This is a genomic window from Cupriavidus sp. DB3 (assembly GCF_020418465.1).
GTDB classification, from domain to species: Bacteria; Pseudomonadota; Gammaproteobacteria; order Burkholderiales; family Burkholderiaceae; genus Cupriavidus; species Cupriavidus cauae.
The window spans coordinates 550,905-575,669 of record NZ_JAIZPL010000003.1; the positions used below are offsets into that span (position 1 = coordinate 550,905).

17 protein-coding genes and 1 pseudogene are annotated in these 24,765 nt (G+C 69.0%); 10 read left to right on the forward strand and 8 right to left on the reverse strand.

Annotated elements, in window-relative coordinates; genetic code table 11:
• Positions 1 to 1,548: 1,548 nt before the first annotated feature.
• Positions 1,549 to 2,283 (reverse strand): annotated as a pseudogene (locus K7G19_RS12065) (slipin family protein); the annotation flags it as partial.
• Positions 2,280 to 3,803: a nodulation protein NfeD gene (locus K7G19_RS12070; RefSeq protein ID WP_226107424.1), complete on the reverse strand. Its 1,524-nt coding sequence runs from the start codon at positions 3,801 to 3,803 to the stop codon at positions 2,280 to 2,282. The gene K7G19_RS12070 and the pseudogene K7G19_RS12065, both read right to left, overlap by 4 nt.
• Positions 3,804 to 4,195: 392 nt before the next feature.
• On the opposite strand from K7G19_RS12070, the gene K7G19_RS12075 reads away from it, so the two are divergent.
• The 6 genes from K7G19_RS12075 (at position 4,196) to K7G19_RS12100 (ending at position 8,936) form a co-directional block, all read left to right on the forward strand.
• Positions 4,196 to 5,416, forward strand: a complete 1,221-nt coding sequence (locus K7G19_RS12075; RefSeq protein ID WP_226107680.1) for a YbfB/YjiJ family MFS transporter — start codon at positions 4,196 to 4,198, stop codon at positions 5,414 to 5,416.
• A 309-nt stretch (positions 5,417 to 5,725) separates the two neighbouring features.
• On the forward strand, positions 5,726 to 6,511 hold the full coding sequence (locus K7G19_RS12080; RefSeq protein WP_149316923.1) for a class II aldolase/adducin family protein: 786 nt from the start codon (positions 5,726 to 5,728) through the stop codon (positions 6,509 to 6,511).
• A gap of 86 nt (positions 6,512 to 6,597) precedes the next feature.
• Entirely contained in the window at positions 6,598 to 6,786 is a 189-nt protein-coding gene (locus K7G19_RS12085) for a 4-oxalocrotonate tautomerase (protein ID WP_226107426.1), read from the forward strand.
• A 94-nt stretch (positions 6,787 to 6,880) separates the two neighbouring features.
• Complete coding sequence (locus K7G19_RS12090) at positions 6,881 to 7,912, forward strand: low specificity L-threonine aldolase (RefSeq protein WP_149316925.1); 1,032 nt, start codon at positions 6,881 to 6,883, stop codon at positions 7,910 to 7,912.
• Positions 7,913 to 8,065: 153 nt separating this feature from the next.
• Positions 8,066 to 8,653, forward strand: coding sequence for an NUDIX domain-containing protein (locus tag K7G19_RS12095; RefSeq protein ID WP_226107428.1), 588 nt, complete (start codon positions 8,066 to 8,068; stop codon positions 8,651 to 8,653).
• Between the two features lie 55 nt (positions 8,654 to 8,708).
• Positions 8,709 to 8,936 (forward strand): sulfurtransferase TusA family protein, encoded by a 228-nt coding sequence (locus tag K7G19_RS12100; protein ID WP_006578930.1) that lies wholly within the window; start codon positions 8,709 to 8,711, stop codon positions 8,934 to 8,936.
• 153 nt (positions 8,937 to 9,089) lie between these two features.
• On the opposite strand, the gene galU is transcribed toward K7G19_RS12100, so the two are convergent.
• Together galU and K7G19_RS12110 are read right to left on the reverse strand one after the other, a co-directional pair.
• Positions 9,090 to 9,959: a UTP--glucose-1-phosphate uridylyltransferase GalU gene (gene galU / locus K7G19_RS12105; RefSeq protein WP_149316927.1), complete on the reverse strand. Its 870-nt coding sequence runs from the start codon at positions 9,957 to 9,959 to the stop codon at positions 9,090 to 9,092.
• 143 nt (positions 9,960 to 10,102) lie between these two features.
• The gene (locus K7G19_RS12110) at positions 10,103 to 12,970 is read right to left on the reverse strand and encodes a valine--tRNA ligase (protein WP_226107430.1); all 2,868 of its coding nucleotides are present in this window, start codon (positions 12,968 to 12,970) and stop codon (positions 10,103 to 10,105) included.
• 371 nt (positions 12,971 to 13,341) lie between these two features.
• Between K7G19_RS12110 and K7G19_RS12115 the strand changes: the two genes are divergently transcribed.
• On the forward strand, positions 13,342 to 14,040 hold the full coding sequence (locus K7G19_RS12115; RefSeq protein WP_226107432.1) for a TetR/AcrR family transcriptional regulator: 699 nt from the start codon (positions 13,342 to 13,344) through the stop codon (positions 14,038 to 14,040).
• A 199-nt stretch (positions 14,041 to 14,239) separates the two neighbouring features.
• Positions 14,240 to 16,600: a UvrD-helicase domain-containing protein gene (locus tag K7G19_RS12120; protein ID WP_226107434.1), complete on the forward strand. Its 2,361-nt coding sequence runs from the start codon at positions 14,240 to 14,242 to the stop codon at positions 16,598 to 16,600.
• A gap of 15 nt (positions 16,601 to 16,615) precedes the next feature.
• Here K7G19_RS12120 and K7G19_RS12125 read toward each other — a convergent pair whose 3' ends face one another.
• From K7G19_RS12125 to K7G19_RS12140, 4 genes are all read right to left on the reverse strand, one after another.
• Positions 16,616 to 17,407: a BPSS1780 family membrane protein gene (locus tag K7G19_RS12125; RefSeq protein WP_150084921.1), complete on the reverse strand. Its 792-nt coding sequence runs from the start codon at positions 17,405 to 17,407 to the stop codon at positions 16,616 to 16,618.
• 56 nt (positions 17,408 to 17,463) lie between these two features.
• Positions 17,464 to 18,447 (reverse strand): homoserine kinase, encoded by a 984-nt coding sequence (locus K7G19_RS12130; RefSeq protein WP_226107436.1) that lies wholly within the window; start codon positions 18,445 to 18,447, stop codon positions 17,464 to 17,466.
• A gap of 179 nt (positions 18,448 to 18,626) precedes the next feature.
• Positions 18,627 to 19,067, reverse strand: a complete 441-nt coding sequence (locus K7G19_RS12135) for a hypothetical protein (RefSeq protein ID WP_370639530.1) — start codon at positions 19,065 to 19,067, stop codon at positions 18,627 to 18,629.
• Positions 19,068 to 19,235: 168 nt separating this feature from the next.
• On the reverse strand, positions 19,236 to 20,204 hold the full coding sequence (locus K7G19_RS12140; RefSeq protein WP_149316934.1) for a TIGR00730 family Rossman fold protein: 969 nt from the start codon (positions 20,202 to 20,204) through the stop codon (positions 19,236 to 19,238).
• Between the two features lie 4 nt (positions 20,205 to 20,208).
• Between K7G19_RS12140 and polA the strand changes: the two genes are divergently transcribed.
• Together polA and K7G19_RS12150 are read left to right on the forward strand one after the other, a co-directional pair.
• Positions 20,209 to 23,013, forward strand: a complete 2,805-nt coding sequence (gene polA, locus K7G19_RS12145; RefSeq protein ID WP_150084919.1) for a DNA polymerase I — start codon at positions 20,209 to 20,211, stop codon at positions 23,011 to 23,013.
• 138 nt (positions 23,014 to 23,151) lie between these two features.
• On the forward strand, positions 23,152 to 24,480 hold the full coding sequence (locus K7G19_RS12150) for an NAD(P)/FAD-dependent oxidoreductase (RefSeq protein ID WP_226107438.1): 1,329 nt from the start codon (positions 23,152 to 23,154) through the stop codon (positions 24,478 to 24,480).
• Positions 24,481 to 24,765 lie beyond the last annotated feature (285 nt).

Sequence of the window (24,765 nt, forward strand, 5' to 3'; positions counted from 1 at the left end):
TGGCGGCCCGCCGATGCGCTGCAGATCGCGCCGGGCGGCACCATGTCGGCCGCCGGCGCGTTGTCGCGGCTCGCCGGATCGCCGGCGCGCGATCTCGCGGCCATCGTGCTCGGCGTGCTGGGCGGGCGCGACGGCGCCGCGCGCACCTTCGCCGCGCTGCCCGCGGGCCAGCGCACCGCCGTGCTCGATGCGATCGCCATGGCACTGCATGCCGACGCGCGCGCCATCGCCGTCGAGGACCAGCGCCGGCTGCTGGCGGCGCTGGCCGGCACGGCGCTCGTCTGCCTGGATCTGAGTCCCTTCGCCGCGGCGCTGACCGACGCGCTGCTCGAAACGCTGTTGCGCGGCACGGGCGCGTCGCTCAGGCGGCTCGATCTGAGCGGCTGCTCGCGGCTGTCGCCGCAGGCGCTGCGCCATGTGGAAGCGTATGCGCCCGGGCTGCGGACGCTGCTCCTGCGAGCGATGCGGATGCCGGGCGACTGGATGCCGGGCGACCCGACGCTGGCCGAGCGCGCCGCCGCGCCGCTGGTCGCGCAGCCGGGCCCGCCGCAATCGCCGCTGCTCGTTCTGCGCGCGCTGGAGGAGCTCGATCTGCGCGACAACGGCGCGCTGCGGACGGTGCGGCTGGAGGCGCCGGCGCTGCGCGTGCTGCGGCTGGACGGCTGCGCGGCGTTGCGCGAATTGCGGCTCGATGGCGCCCGGCAGCTGAGCCGGCTCGACGCACGTCACTGCACCGCGTTGCCCGAGCCGGTGCTGCGATCGCTGGCGCGCGACAATCCCGCGCTTGCCGAGGTCCAGCTCGCGGGCTGCGGACAGCTGCGCCAGGCCGCGCTGTGCGAGGCCCATCCCTGGCTGCTGGCCTGGCCGTGGGACGGCTGGACCAAAGGCGGCATCGCGCGGCTGCGCCAGTCGCTGTCCGGGCCCGACGGCAGCGCTTGCGGCCCGATGCCGCGCTACGTGATCCGGCAGATCACCGATTGGCTGCGCGAGCGTGAGCGGGCGGTGCAGGCGCTGAACCGGCTCTACCGCGACCCCGGCACGCCGCGGCGCCTGCGCGAGGCCGCCGAGGCGGCGCTGCTGGGCCGCGAGAGCGTGGCGCAGCGGGAGGCCGGCGTGGCGGCCGCCACGCTGATCGGCAACGCCACCGATTCGCAGCCGGCGCTGGGCATCGGCATGCTGGTGCCGGCGCTGTCGTCGTCCGGCAGCGAGGAGAGCCGCATCGCGGCGGCGGCCGCGCTCGGCGGCCTCATTGCGATCCCCTCGCGGGAGGATGTCGTGCGCTGGGCGCAGCGCGATGGGGCGGTGTCGCGGTAGTGGTGCGGGGCCTGGTGCGCTGGGCGCATTGCGCCCGAGTCATTGCGACCGGCTCAATGCACCCAACTCAATGCACCCAACTCAATGCACCCAATTCAAAGCGCCCGACGCAATGCGCCCCACTCAATGCGGCGGCTCGTTGCTGTCCGCGGCACTGGCGGCGGTCCCCATCGTCGCGCCGGTGGCCGCGGCGGCCTCGGCGGCCTGCGCCGCGGCGCCGCGCACATGCGGCCGCAACACCTCCATCATCTCGATCGGCACCGGGAACACGATGGTCGAGCTGCGATCGCCCGCCACCTGCGTCAGCGTCTGCAGATAGCGCAGCTGCATCGCCTGCGGCTGCCGCGCCAGCATCTGCGCCGCTTCCAGCAGCTTCACCGACGCCTGCAGCTCGCCCTCGGCGTGGATCACCTTGGCGCGCCGCTCGCGTTCCGCTTCGGCCTGCCGCGCAATCGCGCGCACCATCGATTCGTTCAGATCCACATGCTTGATCTCGACGTTCGACACCTTGATGCCCCAGGCGTCGGTCTGCGCGTCCAGCACCTTCTGGATGTCCAGGTTCAGCTTCTCGCGCTCGGACAGCATCTCGTCGAGATCGTGCTTGCCGAGCACCGCGCGCAGCGTGGTCTGCGCCAGCTGGCTGGTGGCCTCGAGGAAGTTGGCCACCTGGATGATCGCGTTCTGCGGATCGACCACGCGGAAATAGACCACCGCGTTGACCTTGACCGAGACGTTGTCGCGCGAGATCACGTCCTGCGCCGGCACGTCCATCACCACGGTGCGCAGGTCGACCCGCACCATCTGCTGGATCACCGGGATCACCAGCACCAGACCCGGTCCCTTGACGCGCCAGAACCGGCCCAGCATGAACACCACGCCGCGTTCGTACTCGCGCAGCACGCGGAAGGCGGAGAAGATCAGCAGGGCCAGCAGGATGACGAGGGTGCCGGCGCTGAGGCTGAAGATCATGGTCGGTCTCCTTGTGGGGAGGTGGGAGAGGTGGGGGACGTGGGGGAGGGCGGCGGCCGCGCGGGGGATTCGTCCGTGGACAGGCTGTCGGCCGGCTCGACGTCGAGCACCAGGCCCTGGCGGCCCGTCACGCGCACGGCCTGGCCGGTCTGCAGCGGCGCCGCGCTGCGCACGCGCCAGCGTTCGCCCTGCACCTCGGCCCAGCCGTCATCGATGATGCGGCCGGCATTGCCGACCACGCGGGTGTCGGCGATCACCGCGGGCTGGCGGCGTGCGCGCACGGCGGCCGCGGACACGCCGAAGCTCAGCGCCGCGGCCGCCAGCGACAGCGTGCCGATCATCCACAACGGCACGCCGAAACCCGGGATGTCGGTGTCGATCAGCATCACGGCGCCCAGCGCGAACGCCACGATGCCGCCCAGGCCCAGCGCGCCAAAGCTTGGCAGGAAGGCCTCGGCCACCATGCAGCCGATGCCCAGCGCGATCAGCGCCAGGCCGGCGTAATTGATCGGCAGCATCTGCAGCGCGAACAGCGCCAGCAGCAGGCAGATCGCGCCGGCCACGCCGGGCAGCACCATGCCGGGTGTCGAGAATTCGAAGATCAGCCCGTAGATGCCGATCATCATCAGGATCAGCGCGACGCTCGGTTCGGTCAGCACGGCGAGCAGCCGATAGCGCCAGTCGGGCTCCAGCTCGATCACGCCGGCCTGCGCGGTGCGCAGCGTGCGCGACGCGCCGGCCGCGACCACGGCGCGCCCGTCGACCGCGCGCAGCAGCGCCGGCAAGTCCGGCGCGATCAGGTCGACCACGCGCTGCGCCGCGGCCTCGTCGGCCGACAGGCTGACCGCCTCGCGCACCGCGCGCTCGGCCCATTCGGCATTGCGTCCGCGCAGCTGCGCGAGGCCGCGGATATAGGCGGCGGCATCGTGCAGCTGCTTGCGCTCGAGGGTGTCGAGACCGTCGTCCTTGCTGTCCGGAGCGGCGCGGCCGGGCGCGCTGGCGGCGCTCTCCGAGGCCGGGCGGGTATCCGCAGGCCGCTCGGCCCGCTCGGCTCGCTCCCGCCGTTCCGGGCCGCCGATGCCGAGCCGTACCGGGCTGGCCGCGCCCAGATTGGTGCCCGGCGCCATCGCGGCCAGATGGCTGGCGTAGAGGATGTAGGTCCCGGCGCTGGCGGCGCGCGCCCCGCCCGGATAGACGTAGCTCAGCACCGGCACCGGGCTCGCGAGGATGTCCTGGATGATCTGCCGCATCGATGGGTCCAGCCCGCCGGGCGTGTCCATCTCCAGCACGATCAGCTGGGCGCCGGCCTGGCGCGCCTGCTCGAAGCCGCGCCGCACGAAGCTGGCGCTGGCCGGGCCGACCGCGCCCTTGAGCGGAATCAGGTAGACCGGCGCAACGCCTCCCGGCTGCGCACGCGCGCGGTCGGCCGGGCCGCCGGGCTGGGCCAGAGCCAGCGTCATGCCGACGATCAGCAGCATGACGGCGGCGAGCCGCCGCGCGAAGCTTGCCTGTGCGTTCATGGTCTGCGCTCGTGAAGTCCTTCGCGCCGGCGGGGCCAAGGCTGCCGCGCCAGCGTTCGCACCATTGCTTGCGCGGTGGCCGCCCAGTGGCGCGCCGTCCGCCGATTGCGCTGCAACGGTCATCGTGTCGTTCCCGCGAAAGCGGAAATGCGGCGTCCTGGACAGCCACTGGGTCCCCCGCGTGCGCGGGGACGACCAGTTCGTCGAGGCGCTGAAACGCCTTGCGGCGCTCATTCCAGTGTAGGCGACACGACACGGCTTGCCCGGGACGGTGCCGTGGTCTTGGCGCGCCGCCGTCGCGCTTTGCCCGCCGCGGGTACGATAGCGGGATCGCCGACGCGCCAGAACGGAGAATCCGCATCGTGTCAGTCTCGCCCTCCCGCAATCCCGAGCTGGTCCACGGCACGCTCGCCGGCAGCGAAGCCCGCCGTCCCGGCGCCTGGGCCGTCGCGCTCGGCGGCCTGGTCTCGCTGGCCGTCGCCATGGGCATCGGCCGCTTCGCCTTCACGCCCTTGCTGCCGATGATGCTGCACGACGGCAGCGTGACGCTGCATCAGGGCGGGTGGATCGCGACCTGGAACTACATCGGCTATTTCGTCGGCGCGCTGGCCTGCCTGCTGATCCGGCCCGATGCCGCGCGCATGGTGCGCTGGGGCCTGGCGGCCACCGTCGCGCTGACGCTGGCGATGGCGTTGCCGCTGGGCATGCTGTCCTGGTCGCTGTGGCGCGCCGCCGCCGGTGTCGCCAGCGCCTTCGTGCTGGTCTATACCGCGGCCTGGTGCATGCAGCGGCTGGCCGAGGCCGGCAAGCCGGCGCTCGGGGGCCTGATCTTCTGCGGACCGGGCATCGGCATCGTCGCCCCCGGGGTTTCGGCCTTCGGCATGGTCGGCATGGACTGGAGCGCGGCCTGGGGCTGGATCGCGTTCGGCGTGCTGGCGCTGGTGCTGGTGGCGGCGGTATGGCGCATCTTCCAGCCCGACTCGGCTCCCCACTCGGCCACGGCTTCCGCCGCGGCCGCGCCGCCGCGCATGGCGGCGTGGTCCGGCGAGGCCTGGGCGCTGACCGTGGCCTACGGGCTGGCCGGTTTCGGCTACATCATCACCGCGACCTTCCTGCCGGTGATCGCGCGTCAGGCGATGCCGGGCTCGTTGTGGGCGGACCTGTTCTGGCCGCTGTTCGGCGCCGCGGTGGCGCTCGGCGCGCTGACGGCCGTGCGCATCGGCGTGCGGCACGACAACCGCGTGCTGCTGGCGCTGGCCTATGGCATGCAGGCGGCGGGCGTGGCGATCGCGGCGGTGTGGCCGACGCTGGCCGGTTTCGCGCTCAGCAGCCTGCTGGCGGGGCTGCCGTTCACCGCGCTGGTGCTGTTCGCCATGCACGAGGCGCGCCGGCTGGCCGGCGGCCAGGCGCCGCGGCTGATCGGGCTGATGACGGCCGCGTACGGGCTCGGTCAGATTGTCGGGCCGCCGTTCGCCACCGCGCTGGTGGCCCGCACCGGCGGCTTTGCCGCGTCGCTGGTCGGCGCCGCGCTGGCGCTACTGGCCGGCGCGCTGATCTACCTGTGGCTGCGCCGGGTCGCGCCCTTGCCGTCCGCCGCGGCGCCGCATGCCTGAGCCGGGCCGAGCTGGGCCGGGCCGAGCTGGGCCGGGCAGAGTTGGGCCGGGCAGAGTTGGGCCGGGCTGAGCTGGGCCGGGCTGAGCTGGGCAGAGCTGGGCAGAGCTGGGGCAGAGCTGGGGCAGAGTTGGGTAGAGGAGGCCGGGCAGGGTTGGGCGGGCTGACCCGAGCGGGCTGGGCCGGCGAGCAGCTGGGCGCGGCGAGCCGGCCCAATCCACGCCCCTGCGCGCTTCGGCTACAGTATCGCCTTCGCCGCCATCGGCAACCGGCCCGCGGGCCGGCATCGCCGACGGCGCAAGGAGCCATCGATGTCCTTCGCCCTGCAACCCGCCCGCGCCACCGGCGCTTCCGCCAACGCTTCGGCGACCGTTTCCGAAGCCGAGCGCCGCATGCGCGTCGATCTCGCCGCGGCGTACCGGCTGTGCGCGCTGGCCGGCTGGGACGACCTGATCTACACGCATATCTCGGCGACGGTGCCCGGGGAGCCGGACCACTTCCTGATCAACCCGTTCGGCCATGCCTTCGACGAGATCCGCGCGTCGGACCTGGTCAAGATCAACGGCCGCGGCGAGGTGGTCGGCGACAGCCCGCATCCGGTCAACGTGACCGGGTTTGCGCTGCATGCGGCCGTGCACGCGGCGCGTCCGGACGCGGTCTGCGTGATGCACCTGCACAATACCGCCGGCGTCGCGGTGTCGGCCCAGGCCGACGGGCTGCTGCCGCTGTCGCAGCATGCGATGCGCTTTTACGGCCGGCTCGCCTATCACGACTACGAGGGCCTGGCCTTCACGCCGGCCGAGGGCGCGCGGCTGACCGCCTCGCTGGGCAGTCATCCCGCCATGCTGCTGCGCAACCACGGCACGCTGACGGTCGGCCGTACCGTGGCCGAGGCCCATGTGCTGATGGCCACGCTGATCAAGGCCTGCGAAATCCAGCTCGGCGCGCTGACCGCCACGCGCGTGGTGCTGCCCTCGGTCGAGGTGGCGACGCGGACCTCGGCCCAGCTCGACGACGGCGGCGCCATCGAGGGCGCGCTGGAATGGCCGTCGCTGCTGCGCAAACTCGATAAAATCGATCCCTCGTATCGCGACTGAGCGCGAGCAAGCGCAACGCAGGGCAGCGCCCGCTTCAGTCCTTGCACCATTCATCCATAACTCATCCATAACAACAGGAGCCATCCATGCCGACTTTCCACGTAGAGATGTTCGAGGGCCGCACCATTGAGCAGAAGCGCAAGTTCGTCGAGGAAGTGACCCGTGTCACCTGCGAAACCCTCGGCTGCTCGGCCGGCGCGGTCGACATCATCATCATCGACGTCAAGCGCGAGAACTGGGCCACCGGCGGCGAGCTGTGGGCCGACAAGAAGTAACGCCCGTCGACATCGTCCTCGCCATCGTTCCTGGTCATCGTTCCTTCTCCGGGCATCCACGAACCGGCGCCTCGCGCCCCTGTACGGAACCGTCATGCAGCATTTCGCCTCGGACAACTACGCCGGCTTCTGCCCGGAATCGCTGAAGTACTTCCTCGAAGCCAACGGCAGCGGGCACGAGCAGGCCTATGGCGACGATTCGTGGACGCAGAAGGTCTGCGATCGCATCCGCGACCTGTTCCAGACCGATTGCGAGGTGTTCTTCGTATTCAACGGCACGGCGGCCAATTCGCTGGCGCTGTCGGCGCTGTGCCAGTCGTATCACTCCGTGATCTGTCACGAGCTGGCGCATATCGAGACCGACGAGTGCGGCGGGCCGGAGTTCTTCTCCAACGGCTCAAAGCTGCTGACCGCGCCGGGCGCCAACGGCAAGCTGACGCCGGATGCGGTCGAGGCGCTGGTCACGCGCCGCAGCGACATCCACTATCCGAAGCCCAAGGTCGTGTCGCTGACGCAGTCGACCGAGGTCGGCACCGTCTATACGGTCGAGGAAGTGCGCGCGATCTCGGCCATCGCCAAGCGGCGGCAGCTGCGGGTCCATATGGACGGGGCGCGCTTTGCCAACGCGGTGGCGTCGCTGGGCGTGCATCCGTCCGAGATCACCTGGCGCGCGGGCGTCGACGTGCTGTGTTTCGGCGGCACCAAGAACGGCCTGCCGGTCGGGGAGGCGGTGGTGTTCTTCGACCGCAAGCTGGCCGAGGACTTTGCCTATCGCGTCAAGCAGGCCGGGCAGCTGGCCTCGAAGATGCGCTTCATCTCCGCGCCGTGGCTGGGGCTGCTGGAGAACGACGTGTGGCTGGCCAACGCCCGCCATGCCAATGCGATGGCGCAGCTGCTGCACGATCGTATCGCCGGCATTCCCGGCGTGCGCATCATGTTCCCGACGCAGGCCAACGCCGTGTTCGCCGAGCTGCCGCTGCCGGCGATCGAGGCGCTGCGCGGGCGCGGCTGGCGCTTCTATACCTTCATCGGCGCCGGCGGCTGCCGCTTCATGTGCTCGTGGGACCTGCGGCCCGAGACGGTCGAAGCGCTGGCGGCCGACATGCGCGAGGTCTGCGCCGCGTGATTGCGGGCGTGTGGATGCCGGCGTGTGCATGCCGGCGTGTGGATGCCGGCGTGTGGATGCCGGCGCCCGCTTGCCGGCACGTGATTGTCGGCGTGTCCATATGGACCGTTGTCTGACCCCGGCGCCTTGCGCCATCGAACAGGAAATCGAGCCATGCCCTCCTATCGCTACTGTCCCCACTGCGGCACGCCGCTGATGGCGCTGCCGATGTCCGGGCGCGAACGCATGGCCTGCGTGCAGGACGGCTGCCAGTTCGTGCAGTGGGACAACCCGCTGCCGGTGCTGGCCGCGGTGGTCGAGTACGAGGGCAAGCTGCTGCTGGCGCGCAATGCCGCGTGGCCGCCGTCGATGTACGCGCTGGTCACCGGCTTTCTGGAGCGCGACGAAACGCCGGAGGCGGGCGTGGCGCGCGAGCTGAAGGAAGAGACCAACCTCGATGCGCAATCGGTTTCGCTGATCGGCGTCTACGAATTCATGCGCAAGAACGAGCTGATCATCGCCTACCACGTGCGCGCGACCGGCACCATCGCGCTGTCGGAGGAGCTGGCCGACTACAAGCTGGTGGCGCCGGAAAAGATGCGGATCTGGAATGCGGGCACCGGCTTCGCGGTGGCCGACTGGCTGGCCGCGCGCGGCTATCCGGTGCGCTTCTTCGACCGCCAGACCGGCGAGGACATTCCCGACCCGCGCCAGGCCTTGCGGGCGGAGGGCGCCGGCGCGACGCTACAATACCGGCCATGAAGCCTCAGGGAAGGCTTGCCGACATCGCCCATACCAGGGAAACAAGGAAGAGACCATGGAGTTCCAGAAGGAAGTGGACGCGCGCGGGCTGAACTGCCCGCTGCCGATTTTGCGGACCAAGAAGGCGCTGGCCGATATGGCGAGCGGAGAAGTGCTGAAGGTGCTGGCCACCGACCCGGGCGCGACCCGCGACTTCCAGGCCTTCGCCAAGCAGACCGGCAACGAGCTGCTGTCGCACCAGGAGGTCGACAAGGTGTTCGTGTTCTACATGAAGCGCCGGTAAGCGGGCGAGCAGGCCAGCAACCGAGCGGTCCCGCAGTTCGGGCCGCAGACGACAAAGCCGCCCTCGGGCGGCTTTTTGTTTTAGGGCTGCGAGAGGGCAAGGGCGCCCGCGATCGCAGGCGCCCTTGTCCGGACAATCTTCCGGCCGAACGCCTCAGATCCGCTCGCGCAGATAGCTGCCGAACTCGTCGCGCACCTCTGGATGCTTCAGCGCGAACTCGACCATCGCCTTCAGATAGCCGAGCTTGCTGCCGCAGTCGTAGCGCACGCCCTGGTAGCGGTAGGCCAGCACCTGTTCCTGGCCGAGCAGCGACTGGATCGCGTCGGTCAGCTGGAATTCGCCGCCGGCGCCCGGCTTCAGGTTGCGGATATGTTCGAAGATGCGCGGGGTCAGGATATAGCGGCCGACCACGCCCAGGTTCGACGGTGCCACTTCCGGGTCCGGCTTCTCGACGATGCCGGCGACCTTGATCACGCCTTCGTCCCACTCGCGGCCGTCGACCACGCCGTAAGATTTACTCTGCTCGGGTGCAATTTCTTCCACACCCAGGATGGAGCAGTTGTAATGATTGTAGAGGTCGACCATCTGCTTCATCACCGGCGGCTGGCCGTCGAGGAGGTCGTCCGCCAGCATCACGGCGAAGGGCGCGTCGCCGACCAGCTTCTCGGCGCACAGCACCGCATGGCCCAGGCCGAGCGCCTCGGGCTGGCGCACGTAGAAGCATTCCACATGCGACGGCTTGATCGAGCGGACCACCTCGAGCAGCGCCTGCTTGTTCTTCGCCTCCAGCTCGACCTCGAGCTCGTAGGCCTTGTCGAAATGGTCCTCGATCGCACGCTTGGAGCGGCCCGTCACGAAGATCATCTCCGTGATGCCGGCAGCCATCGCCTCTTCGACCGCATACTGGATCAGCGGCTTGTCCACCACGGGCAGCATTTCCTTGGGGCTCGCCTTGGTAGCGGGCAGGAAACGGGTGCCGAGCCCGGCTACCGGGAATACGGCCTTGGTGACGCGGGTTTCCATAAAAGAGGCTCCTTCTCAGTTTTTGATGTCGTCAGCCTTGCGTTAAAGCAAGGCGCATGCCCTGGACTGCGCTGCCGGCACTGCTGCCGGCACGGACACCGACATCGAGGCCACCACCGACGCGAACGCGGCCGGTGGCGACCTCATGCCGGCAGCCGTTGCAACTGGTCCTGCAGCTTGGCCAGCGTCTGCTCGAAATCGGCCAGCCGCTGGTTTTCCTGTTCGACCACCGCGGCCGGCGCCTTGGCCACGAAGCTCTCGTTGGCCAGCTTGCCGCGGGCCTTGGCGATCTCGCCGCCGATGCGCTGGATCTCCTTGCCGAGGCGCACGCGTTCGGCGGCGACGTCGATCTCGATCTTCAGCAGCAGGTGACTGCCGCCGACGATGGCGACCGGCGCACCGGCGCCTTCGGCCATCAGGGTGTGCTCGTCTTCGAAGACGCGAACCTCGGAAAGTTTCGCCAGCGCCTGGATATAGTTCTTTGCCGCGTGCAGGAAGGCGTTGTCGCCATGCGCGTACAGCGGGATCCGCTGCGCCGGCGAGATGTTCATTTCGCCGCGCAGATTGCGGCAGGCATCGACCATCGCCTTCAGTTGCGCGACCCAGGCCTCGGCCGTTTCGTCGATCTTCGCGGCGGCGGCGAGCGGGTAGGGCTGCAGCGCGATCGATTCGCTGCCGTCGCCCTTGCCGCGGCCGGCCAGCGGGCCGACCTTCTGCCACAGCTCTTCGGTGATGAACGGGATGATCGGATGCGCGAGCCGCAGCACGGTCTCGAGCACGCGCAGCAGCGTGCGGCGCGTGGCGCGCTGCTGCGCCGGCGTGCCGTTCTGGATCTGCACCTTGGCCAGTTCCAGGTACCAGTCGCAGTACTCGTCCCAGACGAACTTGTAGATCGCGTTGGCGATATTGTCGAAGCGGTATTCGCCGAAGCCCTTCTCGACCTCGGCCTCGACCCGCTGCAGCAGCGACACGATCCAGCGGTCGGCCTGCGAGAAGTCGAGGTAGCCGTCCGGACCGCAGTCCTGGCTGCACGGCCCCATGCCGCAGTCGTGCCCCTCGGTGTTCATCAGCACGAAGCGGGTCGCGTTCCACAGCTTGTTGCAGAAGTTGCGGTAGCCCTCGCAGCGGCCGGTGTCGAAGTTGATGTTGCGGCCCAGCGTGGCCAGCGAGGCGAAGGTGAAGCGCAGCGCGTCGGCGCCGAAGGCCGGAATGCCGTTGGGGAATTCCTTCTTCGTCTTCGCTTCGATCTTCGGCGCATCCTTGGGCCGGCGCAGGCCGGTGGTGCGCTTCTTCAGCAGTTCGGGCAGCTCGATGCCGTCGATCAGGTCGACCGGGTCGAGCGTGTTGCCCTCGGACTTGCTCATCTTCTTGCCTTCGAAGTCGCGCACCAGGCCGTGCACGTACACGTCCTTGAACGGGACCTGGCCGGTGAAGTGCTTGGTCATCATGACCATGCGCGCGACCCAGAAGAAGATGATGTCGTAGCCGGTAACCAGCACCGACGACGGCAGGAAGTGCTGCAGTTCGGGCGTCTGCTCGGGCCAGCCCAGGGAGGAGAACGGCACCAGCGCCGAGGAGAACCAGGTGTCGAGCACGTCCTCGTCGCGGCGCAGCGGCCCGGCAAAGCCGGCGGCCTGCGCCTGCGCGCGCGCTTCCTCTTCGGTGCGCGCGACGTAGCAGTTGCCGGCCTCGTCGTACCAGGCCGGGATCTGGTGGCCCCACCACAGCTGGCGCGAGATGCACCAGTCCTGGATATTGGCCAGCCACTGGTTGTAGGTGCTGACCCAGTTCTCGGGGATCAGGCGGATCTCGCCGCTCTGCACGGCGTCGAGCGCGACCTCGGCGATCGAGCGGCCGGGGTAGAAGGTGCCTTCCGGCGCCGGCTTGCTCATCGCGACGAACCACTGGTCGGTCAGCATCGGCTCGATCACGCTGCCGGTGCGCTCGCTCTTCGGCGTCATCAGCTTGTGCTTCTTGACCTCGACCAGCAGGCCCTGCGCGTCGAGGTCGGCGACGATGCGGCGGCGCGCCTCGAAGCGGTCCAGGCCGACGTATTGCGCGGGCGCGCCATCGGCGATCTTCGCGTCGAGGGTCAGCACCGACAGCTGCGGCAGGTTGTGGCGCTGGCCCACCGCATAGTCGTTGAAGTCATGGCCCGGCGTGACCTTGACCACGCCGGTGCCGAATTCGCGGTCGACGTAGTCGTCGGCAATCACCGGGATCTCGCGATCGGTCAGCGGCAGCTTCGCCATCTTGCCGATCAGGTGAGCGTAGCGCTCGTCCTCGGGATGGACCATCAGCGCGACGTCGCCCAGCATCGTTTCCGGGCGGGTGGTGGCCACCGTCAGATGGGTCAGCCCGGTGCGCGTATCCGGCTCGACCAGCGGATAGCGGATATGCCAGAGCGAGCCTTCCTCCTCGACGCTCTCGACTTCCAGATCGGACACGGCGGTGCCCAGCACCGGGTCCCAGTTGACCAGCCGCTTGCCCCGGTAGATCAGCCCCTGCTCGTGCAGGCGCACGAACACCTCGGTGACCACGCGCGACATCTTCGGGTCCATCGTGAAATATTCGCGGCTCCAGTCGATCGACGCGCCCATGCGCCGCACCTGCCGCGTGATGGTCGAACCCGATTCCTCCTTCCAGGCCCAGACCTTCTGCACGAAAGCCTCGCGGCCGAGGTCGTGGCGCGAGACGCCCTGCGCATCGAGCTGGCGCTCGACCACGATCTGCGTGGCGATGCCGGCGTGGTCGGTCCCGGGCACCCACAGCGTGTTGGCGCCCCGCATGCGCGCGTGCCGTGCCAGGCCATCCATGATGGTCTGGTTGAACGCGTGTCCCATGTGCAGCGTGCCAGTGACGTTGGGCGGCGGCAGCTGGATGGCGAAATCGGGCCGGTCCGGGTCGAGGGTGGGCCTGGCGATGCCCCGTTTTTCCCACTCGGGGCCCCATTTGGCCTCGATGGCGGCGGGTTCGAAGCTCTTGGCTAGGGACTGGTCTTGGGCGGTCATGCTTGGGATGTCGATCGATGCGTGAAGGCCGGCGAGCCGGTGCGGCTCTCGCGGTCTGGTGCGCGCCTGCAGGGCGCGGCCAAAGGGAGACAAGCCCTAAATTATAGGGGAGCCCGCTCGGTGACGCCCAAAATGCCCTTGCGGGGCGCGCCTGCCCGCCGCGCGCCGCCTCCACATCCACCGCAGGACAAACCGCAGTATCGCCGCTCCGTGGACGCCGATGCGTTCGCTAGAGCACGGTCGCGGCAGGCCGCCGGGCCTATCGTCTGCGTTGGGGGCTCGGGCAGGGGACGCCGCATGGCGGTCCGGGCGGGTTGCCGGGGCGCGGGCGGGCCCCCGGCGTGCAGTCGGCCGACGGCCGGGTCATGGACATGAACCAGAACGAGAACGAACACAATCAGGGCGGCGCCCCAGGCCACAGCCTGGCGCCGCTGCTGCTGCGCCTGCGCCGGGCCCCGGTGCGGGCGCGCGGCCGGGTCACCTTCGAACGGATCCTCGATACCACCGCGTTGCTGCTCGACGAGGTCGGGGTCGAGCGGATCACCACCAACCTGATCGCCAGCCGCGCGGGGATCAATATCGCCACGCTGTACAAGTACTTTCCCAACAAGCTGTCGGTCATCAATGCGCTGTTCGAGCACCAGATGCGCCAGCGCGCGGCCGATTCGCTGGCGGTGCTGCCCTCGGCCGGGGCGGTGGAGGACTGGCGCGCGGTGGTCGACGCGGTGTTCGACCAGGTCCGCACCGCGCGCAGCCGCCAGCCGGGCAGCATCGCGCTGCGCCGGGCGATGCAGTCGTCGCCGGAGCTGCGCCGCATCCACGATGCCACCAGCCGCGAGGTCGCCGAACTGCTGGCGCGCTGGCTGATGCAGCACCAGCAGGTGGCCGAGGACGATGCCCGCCTGACCGCGCGCTGCGCGATCGAGGTGCTGACCGCGCTGATGGACCTGGCCGAGGGCGAGCACGAGGCGGTGCGCGAGCGCATCCACGCCGAGGCCCGGCGCCTGCTGAAGGCCTGCCTGGCGCCGTGCTTCGAGCCGCAGCGGCTGGACGACGCGGCGCTGCCGTAGCGCGGGAGGCCGGACGAGGCCGAGGTGAGGCGGAGGCCGAGGTGAGGCTGAGGCTGAGGGAGGCTGAGGGAGGCTGAGGGAGGCTGAGGGAGGCTGAGGGAGGCTGAGGGAGGCTGAGGCAGGCCCCCGGCTGAGCCGGCCGGCGAGGCCGTGGAAAGGCGCGCCGTTATAATGGCCCGATTCCTCAAGGCCCCTCCCGATGTCCGACCTGCTTGCCAATCTGAACGCCGAACAACTTGCCGCCGTCACGCTGCCGGACGAACCGGCGCTGATCCTGGCGGGCGCGGGCAGCGGCAAGACGCGGGTGCTGACCACGCGCATCGCGTGGCTGATCCAGAACGGCCGCGTGTCGCCGGCCGGCATCCTGGCGGTGACCTTCACCAACAAGGCCGCCAAGGAGATGCAGACGCGGCTGTCGTCGATGCTGCCGATCAATACCCGCGGCATGTGGATCGGCACCTTCCACGGCCTGTGCAACCGCATGCTGCGCGCGCATTTCCGCGATGCCGGGCTGCCGCAGACCTTCTCGATCCTCGACAGCCAGGACCAGCTGTCGGCGCTCAAGCGCCTGCTGAAGTCGCTGAACGTCGACGACGAGAAATATCCGGCGAAGAACCTGCAGTACTTCATCAACAGCGCGAAGGAGCAGGGCCTGCGCGCGGCCGACGTCGAGGCCAACGACGACTTCAACCGCCGCTTCGTCGACCTGTATGCCGCCTACGACGAGCAGTGCCAGCGCGAGGGCGTGGTCGATTTCGCCGAGCTGCTGCTGCGCTGCTACGAGCTGCTGCGCTACAACGACGCGATCCGCCAGCACTATCAGCACCGCTTCCGCCATGTGCTGGTCGACGAGTTCCAGGACACCAACGTGCTGCAGTACCAGTGGCTGAAGCTGCTGGCGGGCTTCGGCACCGGCAATGCCGCGGCGGTGTTCGCGGTCGGCGACGACGACCAGAGCATCTACGCGTTCCGGGGCGCCAATGTCGGCAACATGCGCGATTTCGAGCACGAATTCCGCGTGCGCCATCTGATCAAGCTGGAGCAGAACTATCGCTCGCACGGCCATATCCTCGACTCGGCCAATCACCTGATCGCCCACAACGCGCGCCGGCTCGGCAAGAACCTGCGCACCGACGCGGGCCACGGCGAGCCGGTGCGGGTCTACCAGGCCGGCACCGACGGGCAGGAGGCCGGGTGGATCGTCGAGGAGATCCGCGACCAGATCGCCCAGGGCACCAGCCGCGCGGAGATCGCGATCCTGTATCGCAGCAACGCGCAGTCGCGCGTGATCGAGCACGCGCTGTTCTCGTCCGGCATTCCGTACCGCGTCTACGGCGGCCTGCGCTTCTTCGAGCGGGCCGAGGTCAAGCACGCGCTGGCCTATCTGCAGCTGCTGGAAAATCCGCGCAACGACGCCGCCTTCGCCCGCGTGGTCAACTTCCCTACGCGCGGCATCGGCGCGCGTTCGATCGAGTCGCTGCAGGACGCCGCGCGGCAGTACAACTGCGCGCTGTCCGAGGCGGTGGCCTATGTCGCCGGCGCGGCCGGCGGCAAGCTGGCGTCGTTCGTGCGGCTGATCGACCAGATGCGCTTCGAGACCCGGCAGATGACGCTGCCGGAGACGGTCGAATACGTGATCAATACCAGCGGGCTGATCACGCATTACCAGGCCGAGAAGGAAGGCCAGGACCGCATCGAGAACCTGCGCGAACTGGTGACCGCGGCGCAGGCCTTCGTGGTGGAAGAGGGCTACGGCCTCGACGCGCCGGCCAACGCGATTCCGGTGAGCCGCCGGCAGAGCCTGGATCGGCCGCTGCCGGCCCTGGCCGAGGGCGACCAGGCGCAGCAGGTGCTGGACCCGGAAGCGTTGCCCGAGGTGATGACGCCGCTGGTCGCCTTCCTGACCCATGCCTCGCTGGAGGCCGGCGACAACCAGGCCCAGGCCGGGCAGGACGCGGTGCAGATGATGACGGTGCACGCGGCCAAGGGCCTCGAATTCAATGTGGTGTTCATCAGCGGGCTGGAGGAAGGGCTGTTCCCGCACGAGAACAGCATGCTCGACGCCGACGGGCTCGAGGAAGAGCGCCGGCTGATGTATGTGGCGATCACGCGGGCGCGCGAGCGGCTGTACCTGTCGTTCGCGCAGAGCCGCGTGCTGCATGGCCAGGTGCGCTACCACATCCGCTCCCGCTTCTTCGACGAGCTGCCCGAGGGCGCGCTGAAGTGGCTGACCCCGCCGGCGCAGAACTACGGCGCGCAGCGGCGCCAGTCATCGGAAAGCGCGTGGGGCCGCGACTGGTACAAGCGGGCCGAGGACGTGCCCTATACCGGCAGCCGCGCGACCGGCGGCATGGACACCGGCAACGGCTACGCCGACCACAAGCGGCAGGCCGAATCCGGCTGGCGCATCGGCCAGCAGGTCTTCCACAACAAGTTCGGCGAGGGCGTGATCAAGGCGCTCGAAGGCGAGGGCGCGGATGCCCGCGCCAATATCGAGTTCAAGCGCCACGGCGCCAAGTGGCTGGCGCTGTCGGTGGCGAAGCTGGACGCGATCGATTGAGCCTGGTGGGTGGTGTCAGGCTGCCGCGCTGTCCCCATTCGGCGGCGCGATGTTGAAGCAGCCGCGATAGGTCGCGTAGAACGAGCAGTACAGGATCGCCAGCATCAGCAGCGAATACGGCGTCACCAGGAAGGACAGCACGCCTTCGGCGCCGAAGGCGCTGAAGATCGCCTCCAGGAAGAAGGGCACCGCCACCAGCAGCAGCACGAACAGCATCGCATAGGTGAAGAAGGCCCCGCGGTTGCGCCAGCACGCGGTCCAGCTGAAGAACAGCGCCTTGACCGGCGGCACGTTGTGCCAGGCGGCCAGCAGCGGCGCGAACCAGAACAGCATCGCGATCGGCGTGTACAGCGCCGCCCCTACCAGCAGCGCGTAATACAGCTGGCGGATCGCCTCCGGGGTCGGCGGCTCTTCCTTGAGCAGCACCGGCAGCAGCGCGCGCATGTCGACCAGCGTGCCGGCGATCAGGCTGAGCAGGAACACAAGTCCCGCATAGATGGCGCCCAGGATCAGCAGATGGCGCGCGGCCACCTTGCCGTTGCTGCGATATCCCGCCAGCAGCACGGTGGGCATCACCTTGCGGTTCTGGATCACCTCGCGGCACGCGGTCATGATGCCGACCGACAGGCCCGGCGTCACCACCAGCAGCGCAACGATGCCGATCAGCGGAATGAAGATGGCGATCTGCGCGGCGATCAGATAGATGAACAGCAGCATCAGGAAGGTCAGCGGGTTCTTGCGGAACAGCCACAGACCCTGGCGGAACCAGACGTAGCCTTCCTTGGCGGGGACTTCCAGTAGTTGCATGACGAATCGGGTCCGAATCAGGTGCGGCGATCAGGGGCTGCCATCGGCGGCGCCCATCAGGTCCAGGGGAGCGCGGTGGCGGCGATGCGCCGGCGCAGGATGCGTTCGAAGTGAGTCGGGTCGTGCGGCTCGAGCATGTCGGCCTCGCGCGGCAGATGGTAGTCCCACAGCCGCGAGACCCAGAAGCGCAGCGCGCCGGCCCGCAGCATGTGCTGCCAGTGCGCGGCCTCGATCGCGTCCAGGGGTCTGACCGCATGATAAGCCCGCAGCAGCGCGGTCGCGCGCGGGGCGTCCAGCTCGCCGCTGGCCAGGTCGATGCACCAGTCGTTGACGGTCACGGCCAGATCGAACAGCCACTTGTCGTCGCCGGCGAAGTAGAAATCGAAGAAGCCGCCCAGCCGCGACTGGCCGTTGCCGGCGTCCTCGAACAGCACGTTGTCGCGGAACAGGTCGCAATGGCAGGGGCCGCCCGGCAGTGCGGCATAGGCTGCGCCGCCAAAGAACGCGCTCTGGAACGCGAGCTCGTCCTGCAGCAGCGCGCGCTGGCTGTCGTCGAGGAAGGGCAGGATCTGCCCTTCCGTCTCGCGCCACCACGCCAGGCTGCGCAGGTTCGGCTGCTGGCGCGGATAGCCGCGGCCGGCCAGGTGCATGCGCGCCAGCATGTCGCCGACCTCGGCGCATTGCTGCGCGTTCGGTGCCAGCTGCGAGCTGCCCGGCAGCCGCGTGACGATGGTGGCGGGCTTGCCCTTGAGCGTGCGCAGGATCTCGCCGTCCTTGCCCGGCATCGGCGCGGGCACGCGGATGCCGCGTTCGGCCAGATGCGCCATCAGATGCAGGTAGTACGGCAACTGGTCGAAGCGCAGCCGCTCGAAGATGGTCAGCACGTAGTCGCGCGTCTGGCCGTCCCGCTCCATCGTCACGAAGAAATTGCTGTTCTCGATGCCCGAGGGAATGCCGCGCAGCGCGCGCAGCGTACCGAGGTCGTAGTCGAGCAGCCATTGCGCGATCTCGTCGTGCGAGACCGTGGTGAATACAGCCATACTGTCTTGTCTGGTTGGAACCGGATGTAAAGCCGGATGGCGCCGGCGGGCAAGGCCCGCGGCATGCCGTGGCGCCGCGGACAGCGGCGTCCGGCGCGGCCCGGAAGCGAACCCCCGGGCCGGGAGCGGTGAAACGTCGGATGGCGCGCGCGGACGGGTCGGCCCCGTCCGCGGCAGGCTCAGAACTGCAGCACGCGCACCGAAGGCACGCGATTGACTTCCCGTTCGCGGATGCGCGGCGAGCTGTCCTCGGGACGGCTCATCTGGTATTGCGTGCCCGCGCCGGACTTCACTTCGATATCGACCTGCTGGCCGCGGCGGTCGCGGTATTCGCGCACCTGCGTGCCATCGGCCTCGTTCAGCTGGAAGCTCGGCTCGCGCGGATGATTGAGCTGGGTCTTCGCCGACGGGGCGATGGGCTGGTTGTTGATCTCGTTCAGTTCCTGCTGGGACAGCGCGCCGTTGTCGTCGGCGGCCTGCTGTGCGGACTGCTGGGCCAGCGCGGCCGGCGCGGCGATCAGCGCGAGTACCGTCGCGGCCAGCGTCAGGCCGCGTCGCGCAACCCCCGGCAGGGGCTCCGGCTCGTCCGCGCTGGCGGCCGGAAAGGAAAGGGAGGTCATCTCGGGCTCCTGTGCGATGCGCGCGGGGTGCCGGCGCATCCGAATGGGCGCCGCGCGCGGCAGGGCCGGGCGCGACTCGGGCATCAGGCTTGCATTCTAGCAATTCCTGCCGCCCGCGGGCCCGTGGCGAGGCGGTTCGGGCACTCGGGCACCGCCCGCCCACGCCACTCACAGATAGAACATCTCTTCCTTCGGCGGGATCGGGTTTTCGCCGCCGCGGCGCTCGTAGTAGTCGTAGACCGCCTCCAGCACCTCGTGCGGCTCGTCGACGATCTGCATCAGATCGAGGTCGTGCTCGGCGATCAGGCCCATCGGCAGCAGCGTGAAGCGGAACCAGTCGAGCAGGCCCTTCCAGAAGCGGCTGCCCACCATCACCACCGGTACCGCGCGCGACTTGCCGGTCTGCACCAGCGTCAGCACCTCGGCCAGTTCGTCGAGCGTGCCGAAGCCGCCCGGCATCACGATGAAGGCGTCCGAGTTCTTGACGAAGGTCACCTTGCGCGTGAAGAAATGGCGGAAGCGCATGGCGATGTCCTGGTACGGATTGCCCTGCTGTTCGTGCGGCAGTTCGATATTGAGGCCGACGCTCGCGGACTTGCCTGCGTGCGCGCCCTTGTTGGCCGCTTCCATGATGCCGGGGCCGCCGCCGGAGATCACGGCGAAGCCCGCGTCGGAGAACAGCCGCGCGATGTCGATGGTTTGCTGGTAGTACGGCGAATCCTCGCGCAGGCGCGCGCTGCCGTAGATCGAGACGGCCGGCCGGACCTCGGACAGGTACTCGGTCGCCTCGATGAACTCTGCCATAATCGTGAACATTTGCCACGAGGCGCGCGCCTTCTTTGCAGTCGCGCGATCTTCGTCGGCCAGCGCACGCAGGCTGGGAATCATCTTGCGCGGGTTGGTCCGCGCCGCCTTGGCGGACGCCGGCGCTTCGGCGGGCGAGGCGGTATCGCCCGGGCCATCGTCGGCGGGGCCGACGGTGACGTTCACATCCATATCCGCAGCCGTGGTGATCTTGCCTTCGTTGGCACGGACCGCCGCGGTCACGGGGTTGCTGCGGCTGCCGGCCACGCCGTTGGCGTGGTCGGGGGCGGTGGGTTCACCGCTTGCCGCGGCACCAGTCAATTTCGAGTCCATGGGAATGTCGGATAGTCCTAAAACACTGCTGCTCGTCGATGGGTCGAGCTATCTATATCGCGCGTATCACGCGCTGCCGGATCTGCGCAACGGCGAAGGCCTGCCCACAGGGGCCATCTACGGCATGATCAACATGCTGCGCAAGCTGCGCAACGATTACCCGGCAGAGTATAGCGCCTGCGTGTTTGACGCCAAGGGCAAGACCTTCCGCGATGCGCTGTACCCCGCATACAAGGAACACCGCCCGTCGATGCCCGAGGATCTCGCGCGGCAGATCGAGCCGATCCATGAGGCGGTGCGCGCGCTGGGCTGGCCGATCGTCGTCGTCGATGGCGTCGAGGCCGACGACGTGATCGGCTCGCTGGCCTGCCAGGCTACCGCGGAGGGCATCCGCACCGTGGTGTCGACCGGCGACAAGGACCTGGCGCAGCTGGTGAACGACAGCGTCACGCTGGTCAATACGATGAGCGGCGAGGTCCTCGATCCGCCGGGCGTGGTGGCCAAGTTCGGCGTGCCGCCGGAACGCATCGTCGACTATCTGTCGCTGATCGGCGATGCGGTCGACAACGTGCCGGGCGTGCCCAAGGTCGGTCCGAAGACCGCGGTCAAATGGCTGACCGAATACGGCACGCTCGACGGCATCATGGCCAACGCGGACAAGATCAAGGGCGTGGTCGGCGAGAACCTGCGCAACACGCTCGACTGGCTGCCGCGCGCGCGCGAGCTGGTGACGGTGAAGATCGATTGCGATCTGTCCGGACCGATCCCCGACTTCCACGCGCTGCGCGACATGGGCGAGGACAAGGAGAAGCTGGTCGCGTTCTTCTCGCGCTACGGCTTCAAGACCTGGCTGCGCGAGCTGACCGGCGAACGCCTGCCCGATGCGCGCGCGCAGGCCGCTGCCGCCGCGGCGTCGCGCGGTCCGCAGGCGAGCCTGTTCGACGGTCCGGCCGCCACCGATGAGCCCGTGGCGGAGACCCCGCCGGCCGAGATCCGCTACGAGACCGTGGTCACAGAGTCCGCGCTCGAGGAATGGGCGCGCCGCATCGAACGCGCCGAGCTGACCTGCATCGATACCGAGACCACATCGATCGATCCGATGCAGGCGCAACTGGTCGGCATCTCGCTGTCGGTCGAGCCCGGCATCGCCTGCTATATCCCGGTCGCGCACCAGGGCCCCGACGTGGCCGGCATGGAAGGCCGCGGCCAGCTGCCGCGCGACTTCGTGCTGGCGCGGCTGCGTGCGTGGCTGGAGGACCCGGACCGGCACAAGGTCGGCCAGCATCTGAAATACGACGTCCATGTGTTCGCCAACCACGGCATCGCGCTGCGCGGCATTCGCCATGACACCATGCTGCAGAGCTACGTGCTGGCCTCGCACCGCAATCACGGCATGGACAGCCTCGCCGAACGGCTGCTGAACCTGAAGACGCTGACCTACGAGGAGGTCTGCGGCAAGGGCGTCAACCAGCTGTGCTTCGACCAGATCGACCTGGCGCGCGCGACCGAATACGCGGCCGAGGACGCCGACGTGACGCTGCGCCTGCATCGCAAGATGTATCCGCAGCTCGAGGCGGCCGAGGGCCTGCGCTACGTCTACGAGCGCATCGAGATGCCGGTGTCGGTGGTGCTGCAGAAGATCGAGCGCAACGGCGTGCTGATCGATGCGCCGCGCCTGGCCGCGCAAAGCGCCGAATTGGGTCAGCGCATGATGGAACTGGAGCAGCGCGCCTACGAGGCCGCCGGCCAGCCGTTCAACCTGGGCTCGCCCAAGCAGATCGGCGAGATCCTGTTCGGGCGCATGCAGCTGCCGGTCGTCAAGAAGACCAGCAGCGGCGCGCCGTCGACCGACGAAGAGGTGCTGCAGAAGCTGGCCGAGGACTATCCGCTGCCGCGGCTGCTGCTCGACTATCGCGCGCTGTCCAAGCTGAAGTCGACCTACACGGACAAGCTGCCGCGCATGGTCAATCCCGCCACCGGACGCGTGCATACCAGCTACGGCCAGGCCACCGCGGTGACCGGCCGGCTGGCGTCGACCGAGCCGAACCTGCAGAACATCCCGGTGCGGACCGAGGAGGGCCGCCGCATTCGCGAGGCCTTCATCGCGTCGCCGGGCCATGCGATCGTGTCGGCGGACTATTCGCAGATCGAGCTGCGCATCATGGCCCATATCTCGGGCGACGAGAACCTGCTCGGCGCCTTTGCGCGCGGCGACGACATCCACCGCGCGACCGCGGCCGAGATCTTCGGCGTGGCGGCGGATGCGGTCAGCAGCGAGCAGCGCCGCTATGCCAAGGTCATCAACTTCGGCCTGATCTACGGCATGAGCGCGTTTGGCCTGGCCAGCAACCTCGGCATCGAGCGCGACGCGGCCAAGCACTATATCGACCGCTATTTCATGCGCTATCCCGGCGTGGCGCGCTACATGGAAGAGACGCGCCAGACCGCGCGGGAGCAGGGCTATGTCGAGACCGTGTTCGGCCGCCGGCTGTGGCTGCCGGACATCAACGGCGGCAACGGCCCGCGCCGCCAGGCCGCCGAGCGCGCCGCGATCAATGCGCCGATGCAGGGCACCGCGGCCGACCTGATCAAGCTGTCGATGATCGCGGTGCAGGACTGGATCGAGCGCGAGTCGCTCGGCACGCGGCAGATCATGCAGGTGCACGACGAACTGGTGCTGGAGGTGCCGACCGCCGAACTGGAACTGGTGCGCACGCGCCTGCCGGAACTGATGTGCGGCGTGGCGGCGCTGCGGGTGCCGCTGGTCGCCGAAACCGGGGTCGGTGCGAATTGGGAAGAAGCGCACTGAGGTGTTCGCCCGGTGCCGTCTTGCCAAGTTTGCTGCATTGCAGCAAACTGGTGCCGACAGAACTGACAGAACTGACAGCAGCAGGCAGCAGTCGCCGCCGGCATGCCGGCGGTCCGACCATTCAGAACGGGTAGAACAATGCAAACAAGTGCGCATCGGATTGTCGTAGTCGGCGGTGGAGCAGGTGGCCTGGAACTGGTGACGCGTCTCGGCGACAAGCTGGGCAAGCGCGGCGCCGCGCATATCACGCTGGTCGACCGTTCGCCCACGCATATCTGGAAGCCGCTGCTGCACGAGGTCGCCGCGGGCAGCATGGACCAGAACACCCATCAGCTCGAATATGCGGCGCAGGCGCTCTGGCACCATTTCGAGTTCCAGCAGGGCGAGCTGACCGGCCTCGACCGCACGCGCAAGACGATCTCGGTCGCGGCCTGTGTCGACCAGGACGGGCTGGAACTGCTGCCCGCGCGCGACATTCCCTATGACACGCTGGTGCTGGCGATCGGCTCGGTCACGCATTTCTTCGGCACGCCCGGCGCGGCCGAACATGCGATCGCGCTCGATACCGTCGAGCAGGCCGAACGCTTCCGCCGCCGGCTGATCTCGGCCTGTGTCCGCGCGCAGAACGGGCTCAGCCGAAACGACGACGATGGCGACGGCCGGCCGGACGTCGATGTCGTGATCGTCGGCGCCGGCGCGACCGGCGTCGAGCTGTCGGCCGAGCTGCGCAATACCGCGCAGGTGCTCAATGCCTACGGGCTGCACCGCCTGGACCCCCGCCGCGATATCCATATCACGCTGATCGAAGGCGGCCCGCGCATCCTGCCGGCGCTGTCCGAGCGCGTGTCGAGCGAAACCGCCGAACTGCTGCGCAAGCTGGACGTGCGGATGCTGGTCGGCGAGCGCGTTACCGAGATCGCGCCCGATGCGGTGCTGACCGCCAGCGGCAAACGGATTCCCGCCGAACTGACGGTGTGGGCGGCGGGCATTACCGCACCGCCGGTGCTGAAGACGCTCGGCCTGACGTTGAGCCGGCAGGGCCAGATCGTGGTCAGGCAGACGCTGCAGAGCGAAGACGACCCGGACATCTTCGCGTTCGGCGATTGCGCCAGCTGCGCGTGGCCGGCCAAGCAGACCACGGTGCCGCCGCGCGCGCAGGCCGCGCACCAGCAGGCCAGCTTTCTGTACGACGCGTTGCGGGCGCGGCTGGAGGGCCGGCCGCTGCCGGAATTCCAGTTCAAGGATCTCGGCTCGCTGGTGTCGCTGGGCCGTTTCACCGCGGTCGGCAACCTGATGGGTGGGTTGATCGGCGGCTCGATGTTCATCGAGGGGCTGATGGCCCGGCTGATGTACTCGTCGCTGTACCGGATGCACGTGATGGCGCTGCACGGCGCGGTGCGGATGGCGCTCGATACGGTCGCGCACTGGCTGCGCAGCAAGACCAATCCGCGGGTGAAGCTGCACTGAGCGGTGGCCGCCCCGGGCGGGGCGGGCGCGGCAAGGGCCGGGCTCCGAGGGGCGCCGCAAAGGCACGTCAGGGGCTCGGAGGGGGCTCGGCGGAGGCTCGGCAGGGGCTCGGCAGGGGTTTTGCAGTGGCTCCGCACGGTCTTGGTAGGGACTCGGTAGAAGCTCGACATGCGCTCGGCAAGGGCGCGGGCACTGCGCGCGCCGCCCGCCGGCCTGCAGCGTGCGCTGGACACCATGTTTGCTTAGAATCGCCTTCCTGATGCCCCGGCTCGTCTGCTGGCGCAG

Coding starts and splice junctions, on each gene's coding strand:
- K7G19_RS12070 (WP_226107424.1), bottom strand. CDS start 3,803: ATGAACGCACAGGCAAGCTTCGCGCGGCGGCTCGCCGCCGTCATGCTG.
- K7G19_RS12080 (WP_149316923.1), top strand. CDS start 5,726: ATGTCCTTCGCCCTGCAACCCGCCCGCGCCACCGGCGCTTCCGCCAAC.
- K7G19_RS12085 (WP_226107426.1), top strand. CDS start 6,598: ATGCCGACTTTCCACGTAGAGATGTTCGAGGGCCGCACCATTGAGCAG.
- K7G19_RS12090 (WP_149316925.1), top strand. CDS start 6,881: ATGCAGCATTTCGCCTCGGACAACTACGCCGGCTTCTGCCCGGAATCG.
- K7G19_RS12095 (WP_226107428.1), top strand. CDS start 8,066: ATGCCCTCCTATCGCTACTGTCCCCACTGCGGCACGCCGCTGATGGCG.
- K7G19_RS12100 (WP_006578930.1), top strand. CDS start 8,709: ATGGAGTTCCAGAAGGAAGTGGACGCGCGCGGGCTGAACTGCCCGCTG.
- galU (WP_149316927.1), bottom strand. CDS start 9,959: ATGGAAACCCGCGTCACCAAGGCCGTATTCCCGGTAGCCGGGCTCGGC.
- K7G19_RS12110 (WP_226107430.1), bottom strand. CDS start 12,970: ATGACCGCCCAAGACCAGTCCCTAGCCAAGAGCTTCGAACCCGCCGCC.
- K7G19_RS12115 (WP_226107432.1), top strand. CDS start 13,342: ATGAACCAGAACGAGAACGAACACAATCAGGGCGGCGCCCCAGGCCAC.
- K7G19_RS12120 (WP_226107434.1), top strand. CDS start 14,240: ATGTCCGACCTGCTTGCCAATCTGAACGCCGAACAACTTGCCGCCGTC.
- K7G19_RS12125 (WP_150084921.1), bottom strand. CDS start 17,407: ATGCAACTACTGGAAGTCCCCGCCAAGGAAGGCTACGTCTGGTTCCGC.
- K7G19_RS12130 (WP_226107436.1), bottom strand. CDS start 18,447: ATGGCTGTATTCACCACGGTCTCGCACGACGAGATCGCGCAATGGCTG.
- K7G19_RS12135 (WP_370639530.1), bottom strand. CDS start 19,067: ATGACCTCCCTTTCCTTTCCGGCCGCCAGCGCGGACGAGCCGGAGCCC.
- K7G19_RS12140 (WP_149316934.1), bottom strand. CDS start 20,204: ATGGACTCGAAATTGACTGGTGCCGCGGCAAGCGGTGAACCCACCGCC.
- polA (WP_150084919.1), top strand. CDS start 20,209: ATGTCGGATAGTCCTAAAACACTGCTGCTCGTCGATGGGTCGAGCTAT.
- K7G19_RS12150 (WP_226107438.1), top strand. CDS start 23,152: ATGCAAACAAGTGCGCATCGGATTGTCGTAGTCGGCGGTGGAGCAGGT.